This is a genomic window from Microbulbifer regidiadema (SeqCode), from assembly GCF_052466995.1.
The window spans coordinates 2471538-2492670 of record NZ_CP174297.1; the positions used below are offsets into that span (position 1 = coordinate 2471538).

A 21133-nucleotide genomic window follows, 5' to 3' on the forward strand; every position below is an offset into this window, starting at 1 on the left:
TCCTGTTACCCTAAAACCAGGATTTCATCGCCTGTTCCAGCGACAACTCCGGCTCTTCCTCGTGGGGCATAAAGTCAGTAATTTTTACGGGGCCGCCTTTACCGCGATGGGCATTGGCGTAGAGGGTGGCGAGCAATGCCGTGGATCGCTCTATTCGCATCCCCGGGTGTAGGGAGCCGCGCTTCTTGCGGTAGAGTGCCCAGCGCTGGACCTCCTCATAGCTGAGCCGGCACTGGGCCTCGGCGATGGTGCATCCACCAATGCCATTCAGCACCAGCTCATGCCAGAGCTCGTCTAGTTCACTGAGCTTTGCATCTTTCCCAGGTTATTGACCACACTGATCTCCAGCAACAGTGCCTGGGTCAGGCCGTCATTGAGCGGACCGCGCTCCGGGTCTGCATCGCCAGTGATATCTGCCGGGGTAAATATCGGCTTACCTCCAGCATCGACAACACAGGCGGCAATCCGCCCGGCAATAAGATTGCCCTCACCGCGCATCGCGGCCACATCATTGACCGCACTAAAGTAGGACAGGCGGCGAATGTAGACGGTTGCCGTAAACTCCTCTTTATCCTGCTTCCAGGTAATGGAACGCTTAACCGGCGCCCCGGAAAAGCTGCCCTGCTCTTGCAGGGACGCAATAGATAATTCCATAACTTACCCCTTAGGTTATAACTTTCGGAGTCCAGGCAGAGCCACCGCTGCGCTGGATCGACATCTCCCCAGACACCAGAGAATTCAACTGGAAGTCAAAAGGAAAGTCGGCAACATAACCCTCGAAGGTGAACCATGTACGGCTATCCGGCAGCACAAAATCACTGCCGGTAACTGTGGGGGGTTCGGTGCCATCACTCCAACCCACCGCCCACTTTATATTGTCTACAGTATCATCCTGAGACAGCTCATGTAGGCGCTTATGGACCGCCTTTTGTGAGTCTATTTTCAAGCCCACAGATGCTTGGCCCGGTGTGCGCATACCACGCTTAAACTTCTTATCATCATCCTCCAGACAGGTATCATCCAACTGGTCGGCAGGGCTGCCGCCTGGATTAAAAGAAGTGACACCGGTCACCTGATTCATAGAATCATCCGCAGGATCAATAAAATAAAGATGTGTACCTTGAGAAAGTTGGGACATTGGATTTCTCCATTAGCGTTTTACAATAAATTCCACATCAAAGCTGATGCGATAATTCCGGGTTCTGGGATCGCGACTTCTTGCGCCCCAGCGGGTGATATAGCCACCGCCCTCCACAGCCTGTGCAAGCGCTTTTACCGCTGTGCGCACTGCTGAAGGACTACTGCCATAAACATCGATTTGTACTTGTGTGCTGTCCGCATCAGGTGATTCACCTAAATAATTTTGAGGCTGCCCCTCAATCAATTGAAAAACTGCATAGGGATGAGCTACATCATCAGGCGCTTCACCGAACGGATAGACACGGCAGTCATCACCCGCACCCAGGACATCTGTGACGTCACTACTAGCCGCTGCAAGACGAAAGACAGGCAGATCCAACATGCTACAGACTCCTTCTAGCCATACGACGAGCGTAACGCTGTAACCACTTATCTAATTCGCGAGCAAACTCTGTGGTTGCATTGTCGATATTGCTTGTGAGTGCTGGGCGCATAATAGGCTGTGCCGGCATATGCTCAGTACCAAATTCCAGCAGGCGCCAGTGTTGGGTACCATGCCCAGGCAAGTTTTCACTAAATTTCTTGTTCTTGGTTTTCGCGCCACCCAAAACACCTACGCGAAACTTTAATTCACCAGTTGCTTTAAAGTGTTTGTTATCAAATCTAAGGGCGATATTTTCACTAATCACCGATACGCTGGCGGGGTCATCTACTTTCTTAGCATTGGTCACAGCGTCGTCTAAAACCAGCATTGCCGCTTTGCGTAAAGCAAACCGTGCGGCCTTTTTCTTCACGTCTTTTTGCAGCGCTTGCAAATCGGCAATAACCTCATCCATTCCCTGGAGATCAAATCTCACATCCATAGCATTGCCCTCTATCCGCGCACGCCAGTATTGACCATCAACAGCAACCGGCCTTGCTCAAGATTCGGTAGAATTCCACTAATATCGTAAATACTGCCATCCCATAAAACGCGGCAACCGGTATCGATGTCGGAGCGTTTAAGGATTTCCATTTTCCCAACCAGCTCAGAAGACTCTGCACTGGAGCGGATAAATTCACCCGCACTCAACGCTTCAAAGCTGGCCCAAACAGTATCGATATCAGTCCAACTTTCTTCAATTTCACCAGATTCGCTATTCCGCACCTGTACGGGCTTTTGCAAAGTCACCCGGTAGCGCAGGCGACCCAATTTTTTTATACGTTTAACCATCGGTGAGGATTCCAAAGCAAGCGCGTAGGAAGCGGCAACTGATCACCACTGTCCTCCCCCTCGCGGTTGACATAAAGCCAAGCCACCAGCACAGCTGCACCGAGTTCAATTTCCTCAGTGACTGCAATGGCATTCTCCTCAGCTTCTGTAAGATCAGCATCAGCAGCGTACAGGATGCGCCCGGTGTAATTATTGAATGTCTGCTCGGCGGCAATACCTAGAGTCTGAAGATAAGTGTCTTCCTCTTCCGGTGGATCGCGCAGCTGCTGCTTTATAAAGTCCAGGGAAAAGATCACTGGGAGCTCTCCGGGGCTGGATCTTCTAGGAATTGCGGCTGCTGCGCTTGAGGCACTACATCTTCCTGCTCATCAATCTCAACCAAAACCTCTTCCAAGGCAGCAACTTTACTTTCCAGCTGTTCGTTAAGATCAATGGTTGTTTTCACCTCTTGGCCAAGAACATCCAGCTGCTCTACCAACTGGCTATTCTGTTCTTCAACAGCTGTGAGCTTGCCTTCCAATTCGGCAACATAGTCGGCTTGCTGTGCCAACTGTCTGTCCCGCTCAGCAAGCTTGGCCAGAGCTTCATTTAACTCTTCACCTTCAGGATGAATGGTGGAAAGCTTTATTTCTACTTGGCGCTGCCTTTTCTCCTCCTCGCGCGCTTCAGCTTCCACCACTCTTTGAGGTTTTTGTGGCACCTTCTGATTTTTCTTTTTAGGTTCGGCCAACCCTTCATTGAGTAATTGCCAAGCCTCATCATTACTCACCTCAATTTCATCACCGGGGGCGAAACTTTCGGAGACTGTGACCATGCTGGTGAGCAGGATCAATTTAAATTTTGCAGGCATAGGATTCTCCGCTGCACGCTCTGCGCTGGGATAAACGAAAAAACCCGGCACTTGACCGGGTTTTTAAATTCTAGGGTTAGAAGTTTTAGGCTTGCCGAAGTGTTTTGATAGCCTCAGAAATAAGAAGCTTACCTTCCGTACGTTTACGAGTGCGGAAACCTATTTGGCCAGTATCTGCATATTTTTCATTTAACCGCTGCATAAAGACGCCACTTCGATCAACAATTCGATACTTCTTAAAGTCACCAAATGCCAATGACTTATTGCCCGATGCCACCTCCTGCATTGCTTCAGTGGTGCGGAACTTGTATCCCAAGAAGCTATCTGGAGTTCCAGCCTGAAGACTGGGCTGCCACAAAGGAATGCCATCAGTGCTCTTCAATTTACGCATCATCCCGACAGTAGAATCTTTAGCCAAGAATGAAGCGCGTTTGCGATATACGGAACGTACAGAATGGATCAAGTCCACAACATCATCATAAGTAATTGCCGTAGAGCTAGCTGCGGTCTTACCTACATCTGCCATCACCGTAACACCGGTAGGCTTTTTAACACCATCACCCACAACGAAGCCGAATTCTTCTGCCGGGCCGAATGTTTCACCAAATATACGTGTGATTTCACCCTGAATATTGAATCCAGAATCCTGCAAAAGCTCCTCTGAAACTTTTAGCATTCGTCCCAACTTCCATGCCTCAAATGCTCCGATACCAAATACAATATCACTCTCTGGGTAAGAACCACCCTCATCAATCCAGCCCGCCGTTCCGTTATCAACTGTAATAGGTATCTTCTTATCATTTGTCGATGTAACAACTGTGGCCAGTTCACGCATTACCACTTCATCTTCCAGCACTGCCACCAGCTCTTTTTCCCAGGAGTCCGGCACGGTATAGCCACCTTCTGAGTCAGTGCCAACAGTCAATGCCGCTTTCACATCTGTAGTTACCCCACCTCGTACGTACTGCTCAAAGCCATTCAGATACTCAGCCGTCGCAAAGGGCTTTTTATTCGTATTAGCATTGGGCTCGGGACGTTTTGCCGGATCAGGCACCTCACCCAAACGCGCTTCAATCTCCTCCATCTTTTCCAGATTTTCGATTTGCTTATCTAGCGCATTTAAATCGCTATCCATAGTCTTCCACTGATCTTCCTGCTCAGTGGTCATCCCCTTCACTTCATCAACATTGTCGACCAGGGTTCGCATCTGGGCAGCCAGCTTGCCGCGCTTCTGTTGTAGGTCGAGTAATTTACTCATGGTGCTCTCCAGTTAGGCATAAAAAAACCGGCTCACTGTTTTCAGTGGCCGGTTGTGGTTGCGAGAAGCGCGGCGCGCTCCTGCTCGCAATAGGGTTAGGCTCTGGCGGCGATCTCAGTTAAGCGCGCATAGAGCGGGGTTCTGTGGTTGTAGGGTTCATCTTTAGGCTTGGGTTTAGTCGGCGGTGGTGATGCTGCCGCCGTGATCAACTGCATGGGTACCTTTCGGCAACCTTGAAATTTATCTACCGTGAAACAGCTGGCAGCCACTTCCAATCCTTCGACGGTTTCATCAGCAAAACCTTTCTCAACGCATTCGCTGGCGGTAAGCCAGGTCTCTTCATCAAGCATGGTAATCAACTCATCTTCCGGTATGCCCGTTTTCTGATGGTAGTCGTTGAGCATGGATTCCCGCAGCTTGTCCAACGTGTCCGCCGTTTTACGTAGCTCTCGTGCATCGCCGTAGGCGCTAGTCCAAGGGTTGTGAATCATATACATCGCGTTATCAGCCATAATTACCCGGTCACCAGCCAGAGCAATGATTGATCCCATAGAAGCAGCAAGGCCGTCGATATAGGTTGTGATTTTGGCTTTATGGCGCTTGAGGGCGTTATAGATAGCGTTGCCTTCGAATACGCTGCCGCCGGGGGTATTGAGACGCAGATCTATTTCATCGGCATCCAGCGCATTTAACTCATCGATAAATGCTTTCGCTTCTACACCGTAATAGCCAATGTAATCATAAATATAAACTTCAGCCGGGGCGCTGTCGGTCTGCGCTTTGATTTCAAACCATTTAGTCATTGCTGCTTCCTGAGCTGCTTGATTCTCGGGATTGGGTGATTGGAGCCATCGCCAGCTGCAACCAGTGTTCATCACCACCTTCGATACTGTTCATATTTTCCAGGCGACGCATATCGTTAATACTGATCGCCCCAGCATTAAACAGGTTTTTGTAAAACTCTGATCGCGATTTAGAGTCACCGCGCAATAGCCCTTCCACACTGTGCTCTGCGTAGTACTCGCGCCTCTCGGACGGGGAAAGTAAATCACGGAAAATACTCTGCTCTATGCGCTTCAGCCAAGGCAGCAAGCTATACACCACGAACTGAATTGACTGATGCTCGATATTGGAAAACGTGGCTTTTTCCAGGTCGGCGATCATGTGCGGCGGCACACCGAAAATAGAGGCAATTTCACTACGCTGGTATTTTCGGGATTCCAGGAACTGGGCATCCTCAGCGGTCATGCTAATTTGCTTCCACTTGGTTTTTTCTTCCAAGATAGCCACACGATGTGCATTAGCTCCGCCTTGATGACGATTGTTCCAGCTGGTGCGCAGACGATCATAAGCTTTGTCAGATAAACCACCCTCGACCTCTAATACGCCGCCGGGTTTAGCGCCGTTGGAAAACAGTCGCGCTCCATGCTCCTCTAAAGCCAAAGACAGGCCGATACCTTCGCGGGCTTGAGTGATTGGAGAGAGCCCAATAATGCCGTTGGTAGATAAACCGGCAACCCGCCACATGCGCTGAGGCGTGAGTGTGCGAACGTCACCATCATGGATTTCAAAAGACAAACGCTTGGTTTTCTCTGAGCGCCCCACCCACACCTTATCCGGGTTAATCGGCCAGACGCCATGAACACGCCCAGCGCGGTCCCGCTCCACTTCGCTAAACGCATTACCACGCAATTGCAATGCGGCCATCAGCTGGGTGCGGAAATCCATTGAGGTCATTTCCTCATTGGGTAAATCGTGCAGCAGCATTTGTAGAGGGTGCTTACTGGCTACCTCGCGATTATTCTTTTCTGTTTTTTGATAGAGGTTAAACGGTAGAGCGGCGACAGTTTCCGAGAGGATGCGCACACAGGCATAAACCGCAGCCACGCGCATGGCAGTGTCTGCGGTGACTACCTTTCCAGCAGCAGATTCAGGCCCGCACAGTGCATCCCATAGTTCGTCACTGGGGTCCTGCAGGGTGCTGGTCTCAGCTCTGAAAAGATTATCGAGCATTGCTTACCTTCTCCGCACGGGCTTTTAAAAATTCCTCCACTGAAGCGGAGCGAGCATTGCGCCAAGCAACTAGAAAACCGAAGACCATCAATAGGCTACCCACAACACAGAGCGCCACAGAGTGATTGATTTTCCATAGACCACAGGCGAGCAGCCCGAGGCCGATAATGGCGATCAGGTCGGGGGTTAGTTTCTTCATAGGAATCTGATGTCTCGGGTTTCGTAGATGCTGGTTGTAGGCTCTTTACCAGTGAGAGCAATGGTGAAGGCAATCAGGGTTGCAACGGCGCCATCGATTTTCGCTTCCCGGTCCCCTTTAACTGGCCTGATCTTTTTACCGTCATCCACTTCCTTGGCGACTACGTTGCCCATCATCCAGGTTAATGCCGGGTTTCCGTCATGGTGTATACGGCCATCTTTGAGCAGGGCTTCAAATTCTTTCATGGCATCAGACATGGAATAATTCTGGGGCACTTCGATTACGTCCAGATCCGGTTGTTGCCCCTGAATATTTTGTGCAAGTTGTGTTGCTCCCCAGGGGTCAAATCCGAGGGCCCTTACACCCAAATCACGCACATCATTTTCTATATCTGACTGAATCAGGTCATAGTCGATAGTTTCACCATCGGTCGGGATCAATGCACCCTGATGCTCCCAGGTTTGATAGTGCTTGTTGTTGTCTTCTTGAATTCGTTCTTCGGGTAAGTAGTGACGGCCAAAAATGTAGAAGTGCCGCTGCCCCTCCAGCATCCGTTCAAATACACAGATATTTGATGTGATATCCAACTTACTAGAGAGGTCCAACCCCTTGTAGCAAGGATCATTCACGAAATCTTCCAACTGTAAGGAAGTATCAGCTTGGCGATTCCACTCCACCATATTTAGCCAGGCACTCTTGGCGGTAACCCAGACATTCAAATGTTTCGTTTTAAATGAATTCTGCTGGCGCGGGCTTTGCACGGCATCACGAAGCCGTGCTTTCAGATAATCACTGCCAACCGAGATACCAAAGTTTGGGTTGGCCTTAATCAGTGATTGTTCACTGGTCCAGTCATCATCCTTATCAATGCTGTAGACAATGCCGAATAGTTCGTCATTCTGAATACTGCCCTCTAATACCGATTGCAGATCCTGTTGTATCGAATAGCATGGGCCTGCCACATGGTTACCCGCTGTGGTTATCAGTAATAGCATTGGCTGATCCCGAGCGCCCATGCCGGTAATCATGGTTTCGTAGAGCACATCATCGGTATGCTCGTGGACCTCATCCAGAATGGCGCAGCTGGGGCTGGCGCCGTCACCGGGCTTACCAATAACCGGCTCAAAGCGGCTGTTATCCGGTAGGCGTTTAGTGCCTCGCTTATCACATTCCAGCCGTCGCGCATGGGAGGTCACACCATAAGCGCGGCGAAATGCTGGGGTGCGCTCTGCCATTTTCTGCGCGGGGCGGAAAACTTCCCAGGCCTGCTTTTCAGAAGTAGCGCCACAATAAACTTCTGCACCATACTCGCCATCTTCGGTGAGCATATACAGACCAATACCGGCGGCAATAATTGATTTGCCATTTTTCCGTGGTACGCAGATATAAGCGACTCGAAAACGACGCAGCCCAGTATCTTTATGTACCCACCCGAACAGAGCACCCAGAACAAATTTTTGCCAGAGCTCAAGACGAATGCGTTTTGAAGTGCCCCTCCCCGCTGCCCACTTGCCTTTTACGTGTGGCAGGAGTTCAACAAAACGGATTATCTTTAACGCTTTACTCTCATCGAAGATATAGGGGAATTCTTCATCCTTTTGCAAATCATCAATATGGCGCTGAACAGACAGTATTTCCCAGCGACAGGCGGGCTTTACTCCCGTCAGAACATCATTGCAGTACGCATTAATGTCTGCCAGGTGGTCAACGTCCCAAGTCATAAGCGGTCGAAATCATCTTCACAAAACAAGCTGCCCTGCTTGTCATTGAAACGCAGCTCAGTTGCTGGGGACATTCCCAGTTGAGCAACCATACTATTCCAGAACCGGCCAACCTCACGCAGCTGGCCCACCTCTGGGTGATTCTTTATCTGCTTACCATTTCGGCCAATAACGGTATAGGTCCGCCCGTTATCAACGATAAATTGCCGCAGCTCATCCATTTCAACTTTTGTGCGGCAATATTCGTAAACATAATCAACAAAGAGCGGTTTTAACCGATTAACCTTAGCCAGTTCCAAGGCTACACGATCCCAAACCCTTCGCTCTTCTTTCGTAATTCCGCGCGGGCGTAATTCCTTAACCAGTTCTTTTAATTCGGCCTCTTTCTCAGCTGAAGCCTGTTCATTCTGTTCAGCTGCTGGATGGCTAACAACATTCCCACCCTGCGGATATCTTCCTGCCATACCAATCACCTAAAATACCCAAGTGGGTTTTTTCGATTCAATTCAGCGCGCATAAAAATTGACTTAGGGCGGCGGTCACCGTGCTTGAGGGCTCTAGGGATTTGACCCGCCCCTCCCTCTTGCGCCGCCACCTTCCTGCGCGGTTTTACGTTGGTGGCATGGCTTGCATAACAGTTGCAAGTTGCTCAATTCATCAGTGCCACCTTGGGACTTCGGTGTAATGTGATCAACGTGCGTACCTATCGTCGCCACACCTGTTAACAGGCATATCTGACACAATCCCTTGTCCCGTGCTATCACTGGTTTTCGCAACCTTCTCCACGCGGGGCCGTACCCACGCTGAGCACTGGTGCCCTTTTGCCGCTGCATCCGCTCCCAACCATTAACCGCATTAGGACACTTCCCGGCATGGGCCACTTTGCAGCGAGCACAGTACCGTTTAGCCTTTATCGGCATCGCTTACCTCACCCCGCTTCATCTGCTCACGCTTGAGCTTAATATCCTGATGTCGGTAATAAGCGAAGACAGCGATGGAAAGCAGACCGGTGGTGAATGCACCGTAGGTAATTACATACTGCTCAAACGCCGATGCAACCTGAGCTGTCACGCTACCCACTCCCGCAATCCATATCATTAGCCGCTCCATTGCAGTATGTGCTGCATCAGTTGGACTCATTGCGCCACCCCCTTTGCCGCACGTTTCAGAGCGGCCAACGGTTTCATGATGTGCTGACCAATGCCATACGAACCAAAGAAAAAGACAATCACCGCCGAGAACGCACCAAACATCAACGTCGAGCCAGCCACAGTCCAAATAAACTTCGCGTACTCAGAATCCCATGGCCACACCACTACAGAAGCCATAACTAAAAACATCTCGATACGAATAATGGCCAGGGCCGCAAAGCGCCTGGTTAAACTCCGCTGAGAGTTCTCACTTGCCGTGCTCTCAACATGAGCCACCACAGTATCGATAATCTGCTTTCGAGCTTCCTGCGCATGCAGAATGATATCCTTTGCATCCTCCACGCTTTCCTGCTCGGTATAGGACAAACCATTAATCCAACCGCCAGCGCGCACCAGCAACCCATTATCCCTATCGAGGATATCGTCTACCGGTTTAGCGTTACTGCTGAACAGTGATTTAACTCCAGACCAAATACCCATTACGTTTGCACCTCCCGGGCCCATACGTTACTCAGCATCATATCTGCCAGCCTCCGGGCACGCCGGCCTACTTGGCGAGCCCACTTAGAATCCAGCATTTCCTTGGCCGCCTCGGAATAATCGCCATCCTCAACAGCTGCCAGGAATCGCTTAAAACCAGACAAGCGAGGCCAACCCAGGTTAAAACACATATCAACCAATACGGCTTGCCGAACCTGTGACAGACAATCAAAGCCATCTACACGATCTTGCAAAATAGCCAATGACACCTCGATATCATTAGCCAATAAAATCTCCCCCTCTTCTCTCGACAACCCCACATCATCCAAGTTGCGGCCAAATGCGACTGTCAGTTTCCCCGCCGTGCAACGGTAGGGCTTCTCGCGGAATCCCTCATGGAGCGCAATTAATCGAGCTATTTTTTTCATAAAAAAAAGGCGCCCTAAAAGAGCGCCATTAAGAACATTAACAAGGATGAAAAATGAGTGATTCAAAACGAAAAAACCCGGCTGGGGGAGCCGGGTTTCTGTTGCAAGCGGAAAAACCGCAAGCTAGAAAAAAAGTACCATCCTGGCACAAACACTGTCAACCCACCTTCAGCATTTTTTCTTTATAAACCTCTACGACCTCAGCAACTGGGCCCAGAGCGCGGGCAGGAAGTGCATCCAATCGGCGCTGTAATCTTTGCCATAAACTTTTCCACTCCCTATCCCACCGCTTCTTATCACACCCCAAAATACTACGCGCCTGGGCAAGATCGATTGATCGCCCATTCACATCCCGCAACGCACACGCACCAATACAAAACAGCGCCAGCTGGCTAACTTTCTCCCTCGGGTGCGGCTCGCCCCACTTATCGAATTCAGACATTAGGTACTGCAACAGCGCCGCCCGCTCCTTGAATCTTTTTGCAGGGGGAGCGTAGGCAGCCATGCCCCAGCAGTAAGCCAACGGATCACTATCCCGCAACCTGGCAACCACACTCTGGATCAATCCCTTCTCGCAGGCATCCATAACCCGGCTACCGCTCCCCTTCCCCACAACCGTCTCCATACCACTCACTCGCGGCGCATCAATTCGACAAATAACCTGATCCGCCTTGCCTTGCACCTCACCACGAATCACCACCTTCCGGCCCCGGCGCGATCCTAGAGTGGCCGCACTCCTACCGCCCATAGCCTCATAATCAAACGCCGCTGCCGACCCATCGAACGCATCATGCCAAGCCTGTCTCGCAGTATCGAATCTCATATCACGCCCCCCAAGACACCAAACGAAAACCCCAAGCTCACCTCAAGACCCTATCACGCAGCCGCCCGTAAACTTTCGGCATTTTCCTTAAAAACCTTTCTCGCCACATGCAGATTATCCCGGTGGAAAGTCCCCAGGTAATCCTCATGCACCTGTCGAATTTTATTCTGGGTAACCACCGTATGGGCAAACACCAAATCCACTCGGCGCGGGTTATCCGTGCGAAACACCGCCAAGGGTCTACTTGCAGCGGTTGTCATAATTCGCGCCTGGGCTTCTGTCAGAGTCACAACGGTCATAGCATCGCTCCTTGAAAATCTGTGTTTACCAGCCAGTATCTGTCAGCATTTCACCGATTGGCCTGTCCCGTGTCCGCTGCTGGGGCACAGCACGCTGCTGAGGAATAAACCTTTCCCGCCTCACCCAATTGCGCCACACCGCCAACCAATCACGCCGCACCCCCTGCTTGCCCGACTGAGATTTCCAGTAATCACCAAAGCTCGCCGCAATGTCGTAGATCTGGTGCATCACCTCTGGCCGCGTCTTGGCCGCCTCATCGTAAAATTCTCGGGTTAACTGCCAATCATCGGGAAGGCGGGTTCCACGCTTCGATGGCGGCGCGGATTCCTGACGGACAGCAAGGGCACCCCCCTGACCGCTCTCTCTCTGGTTATTTTCTAGAGTGGTTACTTTCTTAGTATCTTTACTTTCTTGTGTCGGCAAATCCGGATACGGTAAACCCGTATCTGGTAAATCCGTATCCGGTAAATCCGTATCCGGTAAATCCGTATCCGGTAAATCCGTATCCGGGTTTTCAGGAAGTGGATCAGTATCTCGTGGAGTATCCGAGATTTCATAGTCCGTACCGACTATTTTCCCACGCTCACCACGCCGAGTAATTCGCTTGCAATAACCAGCATCGATTAACTCACCCAGCAGCTTGTAGATCTTGTCCCTGCCCTCCTGAGCCTCTTTGGCCAGTGCCGAGGGGGAGACCTCCCAATGATCAGGCTTTGACAGCAAGTGCAGTAGCAAGCCCCCAGCAGCGAATGAAATACGGCGATCACACACAACGGAATTTGAAACCACCAAGTAATTTGAAGACGGCCGAGCACTTCGACGAATCATGCAGCAGCCCCCCAGAAAAATAATGAATGGGTCATATTGTTTTTACCTATCCTTGATTTCACTATTCGCGCACGGCGAACTACACCCTACAGAGACGCCCAAAGCGCAGAGAAATGAGTGCCGGTCTTTCCCGGCTGTCAGCGGTCTTTCCCGCCGTCTTCTAATTGGGCCAGCTTAGGTAACGCACCGGCCCATCCTGTGGTTGTTCAATAAACCTTTAAGTGTGATTATTGGTAGGTATCTCTTGCCCAAAAATCCCAGTCAAAATCACAAGAGTCATCAGACTGGCAAAGTTCAGGCTCCGCACCACATTCAGGACAACACGGCACAGAAACGACTATCTTTGCTCCCGGTGGAAAATGCTTGGCATCAAACGAAATGGACCCCAAGCCATTCTCACTATCCATATCGTCCTTAAAGGCACCCGTCCATTGAGGCTTGATCTGATCGCAATTCGGCCCGTCGTAAACATCCGGGGTCATCTCCACCCAGGCTATCTCCTGAAATTCTTTAACCGGCTTCATCACTTTGCTTCCCTGTATAAATCCCCATATACCGCAATGAATTAATCCCGATCATCAAAAACCGCAGAATGGCAGGACAATAAAATGGGGAATTGAAAATGATCCTTATTCTGGTTTCTGAAACGAACCCGCACGGCCTTAACTTGCCTGCCGAACTTCTGGCATGGCTTGCCGATCAGCAGCCTCAAACAGCTCAGCCAGTTTCGGGCAAAGATCCACAGCCCGAACCACACCGCCTGCCACCTGCTCCGCGCGCAGAGCCAATACAGCTGACGCACCATGTTTTCCATTCAGTAAGTTACTGATTGTGGGCTGACTGACGCCAAGTGCTTTGGCAGTAGCCTGCTGCCCCCCGAAGTGCTCGATGAGTTTCTCGGCGGCCTGTTTGACCTGATTTAGCTTGTTCATGGCTGGAGAATATTAGTTTACTTCTATTCGGTCAACAGAAAACTAATTATGGCTAATATGAATAGACTTATAACATACAGCTCACAGTAAATTTCGACGGAACCCCCCCCCGTGACCGACCTAAAGGACCGACTCAAAGAGGCCCGAACAGCTGCTGGCAAAACGCAGAAAGAGACAGCCGAAGCTGTAGGTATGACGCAATCAGCTTACTCAAACCTGGAGCGTGGCAGTGCCTATGGCTCTCGCTTCATCACCCAAATAGCCGAGTATCTCGGTGTAAACCCCTTCTGGCTGGCCAACGGCAAAGGCGTCATGCGCGACCCCACAATAGAGGAGGTCCGTCGAAAAAATTTAGATCCACTACTTGATAAATATGGAGTGGAGGGCCTAAAGGAAAAGCTTCCCGACTTGGAAAGCCACATCCACCTCATCTTCAATGAAAAGCGCCCCATCAACAGCCGAGTTGCCAGGAAGATTGAGGCCGGACTGGAACTCCCCCTAGGATCACTGGACTACGACGCAACAGCAAAAGAAGCTGGTAACTTTGGTAGCAATGTAAGCCCAGGCCCCCGCATACAGGGCCAAGTGCCGCTGATTAGCTGGGTTCAAGCGGGTGCGTTCTGCGAGTCGATTGATATATTCGAGCCAGGTGACGCAGAAAACTGGATGCCCTGCCCGGTTAAACACTCTGATCGCACTTACGCCCTACAAGTAAAGGGCGATAGCATGACCAGCCCATACCCCGGCCATAAGTCCTACCCAGAGGGAACCATTATCTACGTGGACCCCGAAGCATCCATCACCAACGGCTGCCGCGTAATCGCAAAGCTAGACGGCGAAGCAACATTCAAAACCTATGCGGAAGATATGGGCCGAATTTACCTGCGACCAATCAACCCCAGCTATCCTGCAATGGATATCACCGACAAGAATGTTTCGATTTGCGGTGTGATTCTGGGCTCTTTCAGCCCTGGCTAACACAAAAAAGCCCGCTCACCGGCGGGCCTTCTTCACCTAAAGACACTTCCAAAAGCAACCCCAGGTTACTCAGCATCTTTCAGCTTATGGTGCTCACTCTTGGGGCCTAAGATATCAATCACAACATCCATACCACCCTTATCCCCAACCCACACACTCTGGGCCCGAAGAAGAAGTTCTTGCTCTATATTCTTTTCGGCAATTGTCTTGGCAATCTCCTTGGGAACATAACCTATATGCAACTTCCTGGTTCTAAATATCCCCTCTTTAAGGGCAACAACCTTTAGAGCATTTGGATCATGTGCATTCTGCGGGTCGGGCTCCAGCTTTAGAGAAACTTCAGCTTCATCAAAAGCCTTTGCCACTTCTGACTTACGAAACCCAACACCAGCCACGCTCATCGCCCCGAAGAAAATCCGATATCCCTTGGGAATTGGACTCTTAAAGTGTCTCGAACTCATACCAGCCCCCTGTGACCAAATGACGGCATGAGCTGCACCACTTCAACCAAAGCCATCCCTACCGCATCGCAACCCATTCTTTTCATTTTTATCTTCCATTGATTATCACGTCCCAAGCATATCAAACCCCCTCTACGGCACGCTATGCATCCGAGGCAAATCAGTTTGCATCTTTTTTTATTGACAGAAAATATGAGTTAACTAATACTTGCAGAAAACACCACGGACAGGGCACCCAACATGGACACCGCCACAAGCCACCTCAGACCCCTGGCACCACGCCAAGCGGAAGCGCTAACCCATCGCGCCCGAGGGCTCTCAAACCGGGAGACCGCCCAGGCTATGCAGTGCTCCGTTACCAACGTGAGCAACCTGCTGGCGGAGTGCTTCTACAAACTGCACGCCCGTAACAGCACCGACGCCGTGGCCAAAGCCATAAAACATGGATTAATTCAATTCGTCCTGATCGCCACGATTGTCAGCGGAATTGGCGCAGAACAAGAACAGTTGCGCACCCGATTCGGACGCCGTCTTACCTCACAAACTATCCGCATACGCAATAACCGGGAGGGAATCGCATGACCGCCACCGTGTTTGTACACCCCACGGCGATGAGTAAAAACAATATCGACCGCCTCAAGCGCCGCATCGATATCGCCAACGCCGCCCACAAAGCGCACATCCGCTTAGTGCAACCCAAAACCTTTACAAAGCCAGCCAATAACAACTGGCCACCGTTTGGAGGTGATGCCGCATGAATAACCTTGAATTTATTACTCAGGACGTTAGCGAGGGAGAAGCAAAATCCCATCTTCCCGCACTCTCTAAGGAAACCGTTGAACTACAGGGAAAACCTATAGGAGCAATAACTAGCCACCGCATCGGCGGCGGCATCGAGTTCAACGCTGTACTCAATGTTCACAGCGACCCGATCCCACATTCAGGCCTAGCTATAGGCTGGGGAATAACCCGAGACCAAGCCATACAAAACGCCTTCACTGATAGCCGTAAGCGCGCAAAAGCCTACATCGAATCAGTCGACCATCTGGAATTTCAAATAAACGGGGGCCAAGCCGCATGAGCACAAGCGAATTTTCTCCACCGGATTACAGCGCCCCCGCCTTTCTTGAAAAAGGCGCCCAACACATGCGCGACCGCGCAGAGCAACGCGATAGCGAAGTCGGCGAGCGCTCAATGACCAAAACTGTATCAGCATTTAATGCCCTATACGGAACCGCCCTCACCGAAGAGCAAGGCTGGATGTTTATGGTCCTGCTCAAACAGTCCCGCGCAAGCAGTGGTGTATTTGTAGCGGACGATTACGAAGACGGCGCCGCCTATTTCGGCCTAGCCGGCGAAGCCGCCGCAAAGGCCAGAGCAGCCTGATGAACGAGTTCAGCCGAATCTTAGAGCTATACGAAGAGCTACTGGCCAAGGTAAAGCTGCAAGAAATTCAACTTGAGAGCATGCGCGAACAAACCGCCACACTCTCCGAAGCCATCCAAGGCCAAGCCCCACAACAAGAAAATCAGGAGGCAGCGTGAACAATCAAAAAACTTTCACCGTCACTCAAGCCGCCCGAATGCTAGGAATGGGTAGAAACAACTTGCTAAAGCTAATGCGCAAAAACGGCTTTTTATACAGCCACGACCCCATGCGCAACTCCCCCACAAAGTGGGCCCTAGAGCAGAAATTGCTTCATCAAAAAACAAGTGAGTTTTTTAGAGGGCCGGTAAAAGTCCAGCACATCACCGCACTAGTTACGCCGAAAGGTATGGCCTGGATTCGCGATATCGTCGAAACACAGACCACACCTAAAGCCAGTTAACAAATTTACCCGCGCCCCAGGCGCATCAGTCAGCTGTAACCATTAGGGCTGCCGGTACGGAGCCCAATTTTAAAAAAGCTTGGAGAAAACCATGGAAAGATACGCACTATTTACCGGCACTTATAACTTGCTAATGGGAGGCGTCAAAGATTTCAAGCGCTCCTACAGCACCGAAGAAGAAGCCTACCAAGAGGTAGAGCGCATTGCCAAAGATGAACTCTTCACACACTGGGCCCAGATCTTCGACAAGAAAACCGATACTGCAAAAATTTATCGCATCAAAGATGAAAAAATCACCGAGGACAAACCCTCAGATTGCCCTCACCCAGAACCAAACGCCGCCTGACCCACAGCCAATAACTTTCTAAGCCCGCCCAGTGCGGGCTAAGTGGGTAGAAAATAGTAGCGAAAAATATCTAATGGCTAAGAGAAAAACCCGCAAGCCCATGAGCCAACGCGCCCTGCACGCCCGCCGAGTAAACCGCTGGCTACCCGGTTTAATCCTCACCGCGCGCAGCAGTACCGGCCTGGATACCGATGGCGATCCTATTTTAAAGATCACCCACCGCCGCCAACGCGGCGCCGTGGGCGATATCGCCCGCGCTGATTACCAGCATGAAATATTGAACTGGCAACACCACTGGATGATAACGGTATTTGTTGAGTGCAAAACCCCTGAAGGCGATTTCTATAAAGACTCGACCGAGTTCGAAGCCTACGGCGTCCGCCTTAATGACCTAGCCGAATTAGTGCGCCCAGAACTGGACACCATCAAAAACAAAGCCAACCCCAACCACTACACAGACCACGGCTGGCAGGCAGAGATTTTGCCTAATCGTAAACAGGAAAAAGGGAGAGCAGCATGAATATGACAGCAGAGACAAAACTCAACAACGAAGCCGTCAATCGCTTTGCCATCAGAATGAAGGAAACTCTGATTAGAGCTCAACTGAAAGGCCGCGCAGGTTGGTACGACCCTGAAGTATGTTCAGAGCAAGACTTGCTGGCAGAGCTACGCAAGCAGCTGCGCAAATCACCCCCTAGCAGCTGGGTAGATGTAGCCAATGTCTGCATGATGCTCCATGAGCGCAGAGCTTCAGGAAGCACCCTGGAGCCTTCTCCACCCTCAGGAAATATCACTAAGTTTTTGAGCGCCGCCGACGAGCTGGAAAACCACTACCCCTTCCTATATGTGGAAATTGCCAGAACTAGAACTACCGACTGGATGGCTTGGCTGAAAGAAAAACCCAATGCAGCCTCCTCACTAGCTACAGGGCAAGGCGATACGGCCGAAGAAGCATGCGAGAGAGCTTTGGATAACCTGTCCGAAACACCTAAGGAATAAGGGAGCGATGTGATGACACCGAATAAAGAGAAACCAATCATCTTCAATACGGAAATGGTGCGTGCAATTCTGGATGGCCGTAAAACCCAGACGCGCCGGTTAATGAAACCTCAACCCGAGCCCTCACCTTATGGTGGCCACTGGTGGGCCTGCGACACAGTGGAATCAATGGTTAATGTAGAGGAGCAACTAAATAATGAGGGCGGTTGGGCAGGCTTTGCTGGCTCCGTGTGCCCCCATGGTCAAACCGGTGACCGCTTGTGGGTGCGCGAAACATTTCATATTCCAGGCGGCTATTTAGATCAATATCTTATCGATGAGATAAGCCAGGGAATTACCAAGCGAGAAGAACAAATTTCCTACATGGCGGACAATCCCCGCTTGACCCCAGCCGACGGCGGATGGAGCCCCTCAATCCACATGCCCCGCTGGGCCAGCCGTATCACCCTAGAAATTGCGGCTATTCGAATCCAGCGTATTCAAGATATCAGCGCAGAGGATGCGAAAGCCGAAGGGTGCTACTCAAATGAAGAATATGCAGATTTAGCAGGAAAGGAAAATATTTGGCCGTGTAGAGTGTGTGAGGGTTATCAAGCTCATTCAGCTATGGGAATCCATTTTGGATGGGAAGAAGTGGATTGCGTGATATGTGATACGCCCATTAAGAGATTTCGTGAGTTATGGCGATCAGTCTACGGCGAAGACAACTGGAATCAAAACCCCTGGGTATGGGTTATTGAGTTTCGTCGAGTAGAACAGCAGGCGGAGGCTGCCGCGTGAAACTCTGGCAATCCCTCACCGGTATCGCTGCCCTAATCTTCTGCGGCACCAGCCTCGCGTTTACCGTGCAGCTGTGGATATCTATGCCCGCAGGCCTCGGCGGGCAGGTGGTGGCCGGGGCTACTGCGGTAGCCCTGGAGCTGTGCAAATTCAGCTTCGCCCCGCTCGGGCTTTGGTTGCGCAGCCAGGGCCAGGCCAGTGGCTATGCCCTGCTCTGCCTCTGGCCCCTGCTGGTAGTGATCAGCATTGTTGCAACGGTCGGATTCCTCGCCACCCACAGCGAGGAACAGCAACAGCGCAGCACCCGCAACAGCCAGGAATACCAAGCACTGCAACAGCAGCTAAACAGCCTGCAACAACAGATCAACACCCTAAACGGCTTGATCAACACCGATGCTAACAACGGCTATCGCCAGCGCGCCCTCAATACCGCCGCTCAGTTATCCACATTGGAAGCTCAACGCGCGCAGCTGATAGAAAAACTATCCACAATCGAACAGGCACCCAGCACAAACAGCGCCTTCAGCAGCTTGGCGGGCGCCCTCAACGCAGACCCGGAAAAGGTTCAGCATATCGGCTTTCTGGCGCTGGCAGTCATCACCGACATCGTGGGGCTGGTCGCACTGCTCGCGTTTAACGCCGCTGCAACAGTTGCGAAACGCGCCACAACACCGTTGCAACAGCCTGAAACAGTGGAGAAACAGCTGAAACACACCACCCACTTAAGCGAAGAGCAGCAGCAGCTCGCCCAGCGCATCAGTGCCGGAGAGTTCGGCCACAAGCCCGTAATGCGCAACATCATCAACGATATGCGCCTTCGACACGGAACCGTTAAACCCGTTTTCGACGCCCTGCAACAGGCGGGCGCACTCAATAAAAATGGCCGGGGATACTTCCTCGCGAGCCAGGGAGGGCTGCCCAATGGGTAAGCTGGTTAAAGGGGTCACATGGGCCAAAGAGCAGTTCGAAAAAGGCTCCCGCCCAGGAAAAGAGAAAATCTTGGAGTGGATAGAGGCCGAGCATATCCCCGGCCAGATCATCGCCGGGGAGCCCTATGTAGATGCCGATAGGTTCGCCATACGCGACCACACCGGCAAAACCCCAGCACAAAACACCTCCGCCAACGACGGCCAGCCCAGAAGCGGGCTAGACCTGTTGGCAGGCTGAGAACAGATTAAGCAGTAGGCGAGCAAGGAAATGGCCAGACCTAGAAAGCCCCGTATGGTGGGTGACACTCTGTTACCCGATAACCTTTATCCAGATTCTCGCGGACGGGAAAACTATTGGCGCTATCGCCGCCCAGACCTGACGGATAAAGTTTTCTCAGCAACGCTTGAAGACGCTATTCGTATGGCTGAGCAGGCCAACACACAGCGCGGTATTAAGCTTGAGCGCAAACCTGTAAAAGCCCCAGACAGAGCGAGCTTCGCCTACCACGCAACACGCTATATAGATTGGCGTATTGAAAATGACCCACGCTTACCCAACAAGGCTAGCTGGCGCAATCGCTGTAACGCCTTGAAGAGGTTTGGTGAAGACTTCGAAGTGATCCCCATTCACAAAGCCAAACTGGCAGACCTGCGCAAATGGTGGGAATCCCTCACTTATCACCAGCAACATGCCCGCCGCGCAGAATTTAATAAGTTCTTTAATTTCTTGATGGCTGAAGGTTTGTGCAAACTGGAAAGCAATCCATTCACCACCGCTGATGACCGACCACGCTTACTTGAAAAAGGTAAACCTATTAAAAAGCGCCAACGCCTGACCCTGGAATCTTACTGGACCATCTATGAAAAGGCTGGCGAACTTGGTTATGAAGCACTACAGATTGCTATGGGCATCAGTATGCTTACTACTATGCGCCGCGCTGATATTTGTGAATTAAACTTTGAGAAACACCTGCAAGGTGACCACCTACGCAAGACGATTAATAAATCCGAAGCGCAACGGGATAGCCTCGCCGCCAGCCATTTAAGTTTTAACTTAAAAACACACCAACAACTCAGCAAGCTAATTACCCGATCCAAAGAACTCAGCTTAAGAAATTACCGATGCCCCTATGTACTAAGCCACACACCCAAACAACGGCGGACGGGGAAAACTAAAGAGCATGTTTGCCAGGTAAGCCCAGACCGACTTAGCGATATGTTCACTGAAGTCCGCAACGCTACTGGGCTCTATATCGGAATACCTAAAGACCAAACTCCACCCAGCTTCCATGAAGTACGCAGCCTTGCTTCAGATCGATTTAAGAGAATGGGGTATGACGTGAAGTCAGTTCAGCAATTGATGGCGCACACCGATGAGCGGGTTACACAATCGTATCAAGCTGGGCACGGGATCGATTATGAGGAGATTAGTATCTACTTGGATGAGCAGGCAATTGGGAGAGAGTTTTGAGAAAT

At 51.0% G+C, this 21133-nt stretch carries 38 protein-coding genes; 14 read left to right on the top strand and 24 right to left on the bottom strand.

Features of this window, described 5'->3' with window-relative positions:
* Positions 1-10 precede the first annotated feature (10 nt).
* The 23 genes from ACJJIK_RS10675 to ACJJIK_RS10785 all read right to left on the bottom strand — a co-directional run bounded on the left by ACJJIK_RS10675 (position 11) and on the right by ACJJIK_RS10785 (position 13336).
* A complete protein-coding gene (locus tag ACJJIK_RS10675) occupies positions 11-274 on the bottom strand; it encodes a phage tail assembly protein T (protein WP_444942711.1) in 264 nt (87 codons plus the stop codon).
* 20 nt (positions 275-294) lie between these two features.
* A complete protein-coding gene (locus ACJJIK_RS10680) occupies positions 295-654 on the bottom strand; it encodes a phage tail assembly chaperone family protein, TAC (RefSeq protein ID WP_444942712.1) in 360 nt (119 codons plus the stop codon).
* A gap of 10 nt (positions 655-664) precedes the next feature.
* Positions 665-1138 (bottom strand): phage tail tube protein, encoded by a 474-nt coding sequence (locus tag ACJJIK_RS10685; protein WP_444942713.1) that lies wholly within the window; start codon positions 1136-1138, stop codon positions 665-667.
* 12 nt (positions 1139-1150) lie between these two features.
* Positions 1151-1522: a DUF3168 domain-containing protein gene (locus ACJJIK_RS10690; protein ID WP_444942714.1), complete on the bottom strand. Its 372-nt coding sequence runs from the start codon at positions 1520-1522 to the stop codon at positions 1151-1153.
* A gap of 1 nt (position 1523) precedes the next feature.
* Positions 1524-1976 carry an HK97-gp10 family putative phage morphogenesis protein gene (locus tag ACJJIK_RS10695; protein WP_444942715.1) on the bottom strand — a complete coding sequence of 151 codons (453 nt, stop codon included), beginning with the start codon at positions 1974-1976 and terminating at the stop codon, positions 1524-1526.
* Between the two features lie 38 nt (positions 1977-2014).
* Entirely contained in the window at positions 2015-2353 is a 339-nt protein-coding gene (locus tag ACJJIK_RS10700) for a phage head closure protein (protein ID WP_444942716.1), read from the bottom strand.
* Positions 2338-2649 carry a head-tail connector protein gene (locus ACJJIK_RS10705; RefSeq protein WP_444942717.1) on the bottom strand — a complete coding sequence of 104 codons (312 nt, stop codon included), beginning with the start codon at positions 2647-2649 and terminating at the stop codon, positions 2338-2340. Before ACJJIK_RS10705 ends, ACJJIK_RS10700 begins: the two co-directional genes overlap by 16 nt.
* Positions 2646-3203 carry a hypothetical protein gene (locus ACJJIK_RS10710; protein WP_444942718.1) on the bottom strand — a complete coding sequence of 186 codons (558 nt, stop codon included), beginning with the start codon at positions 3201-3203 and terminating at the stop codon, positions 2646-2648. Before ACJJIK_RS10710 ends, ACJJIK_RS10705 begins: the two co-directional genes overlap by 4 nt.
* 85 nt (positions 3204-3288) lie before the next feature.
* Positions 3289-4461, bottom strand: coding sequence for a phage major capsid protein (locus ACJJIK_RS10715; RefSeq protein WP_444942719.1), 1173 nt, complete (start codon positions 4459-4461; stop codon positions 3289-3291).
* 95 nt (positions 4462-4556) lie between these two features.
* On the bottom strand, positions 4557-5264 hold the full coding sequence (locus ACJJIK_RS10720) for a head maturation protease, ClpP-related (protein ID WP_444942720.1): 708 nt from the start codon (positions 5262-5264) through the stop codon (positions 4557-4559).
* Complete coding sequence (locus tag ACJJIK_RS10725) at positions 5257-6474, bottom strand: phage portal protein (RefSeq protein WP_444942721.1); 1218 nt, start codon at positions 6472-6474, stop codon at positions 5257-5259. Before ACJJIK_RS10725 ends, ACJJIK_RS10720 begins: the two co-directional genes overlap by 8 nt.
* Positions 6464-6673, bottom strand: coding sequence for a hypothetical protein (locus ACJJIK_RS10730; RefSeq protein WP_444942722.1), 210 nt, complete (start codon positions 6671-6673; stop codon positions 6464-6466). The genes ACJJIK_RS10725 and ACJJIK_RS10730 overlap by 11 nt, the downstream gene beginning before the upstream one ends.
* Positions 6670-8394 carry a terminase large subunit gene (locus ACJJIK_RS10735; protein WP_444942723.1) on the bottom strand — a complete coding sequence of 575 codons (1725 nt, stop codon included), beginning with the start codon at positions 8392-8394 and terminating at the stop codon, positions 6670-6672. Before ACJJIK_RS10735 ends, ACJJIK_RS10730 begins: the two co-directional genes overlap by 4 nt.
* On the bottom strand, positions 8391-8858 hold the full coding sequence (locus ACJJIK_RS10740; protein WP_444942724.1) for a P27 family phage terminase small subunit: 468 nt from the start codon (positions 8856-8858) through the stop codon (positions 8391-8393). Before ACJJIK_RS10740 ends, ACJJIK_RS10735 begins: the two co-directional genes overlap by 4 nt.
* A 93-nt stretch (positions 8859-8951) precedes the next feature.
* On the bottom strand, positions 8952-9314 hold the full coding sequence (locus ACJJIK_RS10745) for an HNH endonuclease (RefSeq protein ID WP_444942725.1): 363 nt from the start codon (positions 9312-9314) through the stop codon (positions 8952-8954).
* Positions 9298-9492 carry a hypothetical protein gene (locus ACJJIK_RS10750; RefSeq protein WP_444942726.1) on the bottom strand — a complete coding sequence of 65 codons (195 nt, stop codon included), beginning with the start codon at positions 9490-9492 and terminating at the stop codon, positions 9298-9300. The genes ACJJIK_RS10745 and ACJJIK_RS10750 overlap by 17 nt, the downstream gene beginning before the upstream one ends.
* A gap of 38 nt (positions 9493-9530) precedes the next feature.
* Positions 9531-10025, bottom strand: coding sequence for a hypothetical protein (locus tag ACJJIK_RS10755; RefSeq protein WP_444942727.1), 495 nt, complete (start codon positions 10023-10025; stop codon positions 9531-9533).
* Positions 10025-10453, bottom strand: a complete 429-nt coding sequence (locus ACJJIK_RS10760) for a glycoside hydrolase family protein (RefSeq protein WP_444942728.1) — start codon at positions 10451-10453, stop codon at positions 10025-10027. The genes ACJJIK_RS10755 and ACJJIK_RS10760 overlap by 1 nt, the downstream gene beginning before the upstream one ends.
* Positions 10454-10610: 157 nt before the next feature.
* Positions 10611-11276: a hypothetical protein gene (locus ACJJIK_RS10765; RefSeq protein ID WP_444942729.1), complete on the bottom strand. Its 666-nt coding sequence runs from the start codon at positions 11274-11276 to the stop codon at positions 10611-10613.
* A 53-nt stretch (positions 11277-11329) separates the two neighbouring features.
* Positions 11330-11575, bottom strand: a complete 246-nt coding sequence (locus ACJJIK_RS10770) for a hypothetical protein (RefSeq protein WP_444942730.1) — start codon at positions 11573-11575, stop codon at positions 11330-11332.
* A gap of 25 nt (positions 11576-11600) precedes the next feature.
* The gene (locus tag ACJJIK_RS10775; protein WP_444942731.1) at positions 11601-12404 is read right to left on the bottom strand and encodes a hypothetical protein; all 804 of its coding nucleotides are present in this window, start codon (positions 12402-12404) and stop codon (positions 11601-11603) included.
* Positions 12405-12631: 227 nt separating this feature from the next.
* Complete coding sequence (locus tag ACJJIK_RS10780; protein WP_444942732.1) at positions 12632-12928, bottom strand: hypothetical protein; 297 nt, start codon at positions 12926-12928, stop codon at positions 12632-12634.
* A 138-nt stretch (positions 12929-13066) separates the two neighbouring features.
* Positions 13067-13336 carry a transcriptional regulator gene (locus ACJJIK_RS10785; RefSeq protein WP_444942733.1) on the bottom strand — a complete coding sequence of 90 codons (270 nt, stop codon included), beginning with the start codon at positions 13334-13336 and terminating at the stop codon, positions 13067-13069.
* A 111-nt stretch (positions 13337-13447) separates the two neighbouring features.
* Here ACJJIK_RS10785 and ACJJIK_RS10790 point away from each other — a divergent pair, with 111 nt between their 5' ends.
* Positions 13448-14314 carry a helix-turn-helix domain-containing protein gene (locus ACJJIK_RS10790; RefSeq protein ID WP_444942734.1) on the top strand — a complete coding sequence of 289 codons (867 nt, stop codon included), beginning with the start codon at positions 13448-13450 and terminating at the stop codon, positions 14312-14314.
* 65 nt (positions 14315-14379) lie between these two features.
* Here ACJJIK_RS10790 and ACJJIK_RS10795 read toward each other — a convergent pair whose 3' ends face one another.
* The gene (locus ACJJIK_RS10795) at positions 14380-14775 is read right to left on the bottom strand and encodes an HIRAN domain-containing protein (RefSeq protein WP_444933636.1); all 396 of its coding nucleotides are present in this window, start codon (positions 14773-14775) and stop codon (positions 14380-14382) included.
* A gap of 240 nt (positions 14776-15015) precedes the next feature.
* Here ACJJIK_RS10795 and ACJJIK_RS10800 point away from each other — a divergent pair, with 240 nt between their 5' ends.
* From ACJJIK_RS10800 to ACJJIK_RS10860, 13 genes are all read left to right on the top strand, one after another.
* Positions 15016-15357 (top strand): response regulator transcription factor, encoded by a 342-nt coding sequence (locus tag ACJJIK_RS10800; protein ID WP_444942735.1) that lies wholly within the window; start codon positions 15016-15018, stop codon positions 15355-15357.
* Complete coding sequence (locus ACJJIK_RS10805; protein WP_444942736.1) at positions 15354-15533, top strand: hypothetical protein; 180 nt, start codon at positions 15354-15356, stop codon at positions 15531-15533. The genes ACJJIK_RS10800 and ACJJIK_RS10805 overlap by 4 nt, the downstream gene beginning before the upstream one ends.
* Positions 15530-15856, top strand: coding sequence for a hypothetical protein (locus ACJJIK_RS10810; protein ID WP_444942737.1), 327 nt, complete (start codon positions 15530-15532; stop codon positions 15854-15856). The genes ACJJIK_RS10805 and ACJJIK_RS10810 overlap by 4 nt, the downstream gene beginning before the upstream one ends.
* Positions 15853-16161, top strand: coding sequence for a DUF6378 domain-containing protein (locus ACJJIK_RS10815; protein WP_444942738.1), 309 nt, complete (start codon positions 15853-15855; stop codon positions 16159-16161). Before ACJJIK_RS10810 ends, ACJJIK_RS10815 begins: the two co-directional genes overlap by 4 nt.
* Complete coding sequence (locus ACJJIK_RS10820; RefSeq protein WP_444942739.1) at positions 16161-16319, top strand: hypothetical protein; 159 nt, start codon at positions 16161-16163, stop codon at positions 16317-16319. The genes ACJJIK_RS10815 and ACJJIK_RS10820 overlap by 1 nt, the downstream gene beginning before the upstream one ends.
* Entirely contained in the window at positions 16316-16603 is a 288-nt protein-coding gene (locus ACJJIK_RS10825; RefSeq protein ID WP_444942740.1) for a phage antirepressor KilAC domain-containing protein, read from the top strand. The genes ACJJIK_RS10820 and ACJJIK_RS10825 overlap by 4 nt, the downstream gene beginning before the upstream one ends.
* Before the next feature lie 91 nt (positions 16604-16694).
* Positions 16695-16949 (top strand): hypothetical protein, encoded by a 255-nt coding sequence (locus tag ACJJIK_RS10830; protein ID WP_444942741.1) that lies wholly within the window; start codon positions 16695-16697, stop codon positions 16947-16949.
* A gap of 73 nt (positions 16950-17022) precedes the next feature.
* The gene (locus tag ACJJIK_RS10835; protein ID WP_444942742.1) at positions 17023-17469 is read left to right on the top strand and encodes a hypothetical protein; all 447 of its coding nucleotides are present in this window, start codon (positions 17023-17025) and stop codon (positions 17467-17469) included.
* Complete coding sequence (locus ACJJIK_RS10840; RefSeq protein WP_444942743.1) at positions 17466-17948, top strand: hypothetical protein; 483 nt, start codon at positions 17466-17468, stop codon at positions 17946-17948. Before ACJJIK_RS10835 ends, ACJJIK_RS10840 begins: the two co-directional genes overlap by 4 nt.
* Before the next feature lie 12 nt (positions 17949-17960).
* Positions 17961-18728 (top strand): hypothetical protein, encoded by a 768-nt coding sequence (locus tag ACJJIK_RS10845; RefSeq protein WP_444942744.1) that lies wholly within the window; start codon positions 17961-17963, stop codon positions 18726-18728.
* The gene (locus tag ACJJIK_RS10850; protein ID WP_444942745.1) at positions 18725-19657 is read left to right on the top strand and encodes a hypothetical protein; all 933 of its coding nucleotides are present in this window, start codon (positions 18725-18727) and stop codon (positions 19655-19657) included. The genes ACJJIK_RS10845 and ACJJIK_RS10850 overlap by 4 nt, the downstream gene beginning before the upstream one ends.
* Positions 19650-19895: a hypothetical protein gene (locus tag ACJJIK_RS10855; protein WP_444919080.1), complete on the top strand. Its 246-nt coding sequence runs from the start codon at positions 19650-19652 to the stop codon at positions 19893-19895. The genes ACJJIK_RS10850 and ACJJIK_RS10855 overlap by 8 nt, the downstream gene beginning before the upstream one ends.
* Positions 19896-19925: 30 nt before the next feature.
* Positions 19926-21128: a tyrosine-type recombinase/integrase gene (locus tag ACJJIK_RS10860; protein ID WP_444942746.1), complete on the top strand. Its 1203-nt coding sequence runs from the start codon at positions 19926-19928 to the stop codon at positions 21126-21128.
* Positions 21129-21133 lie beyond the last annotated feature (5 nt).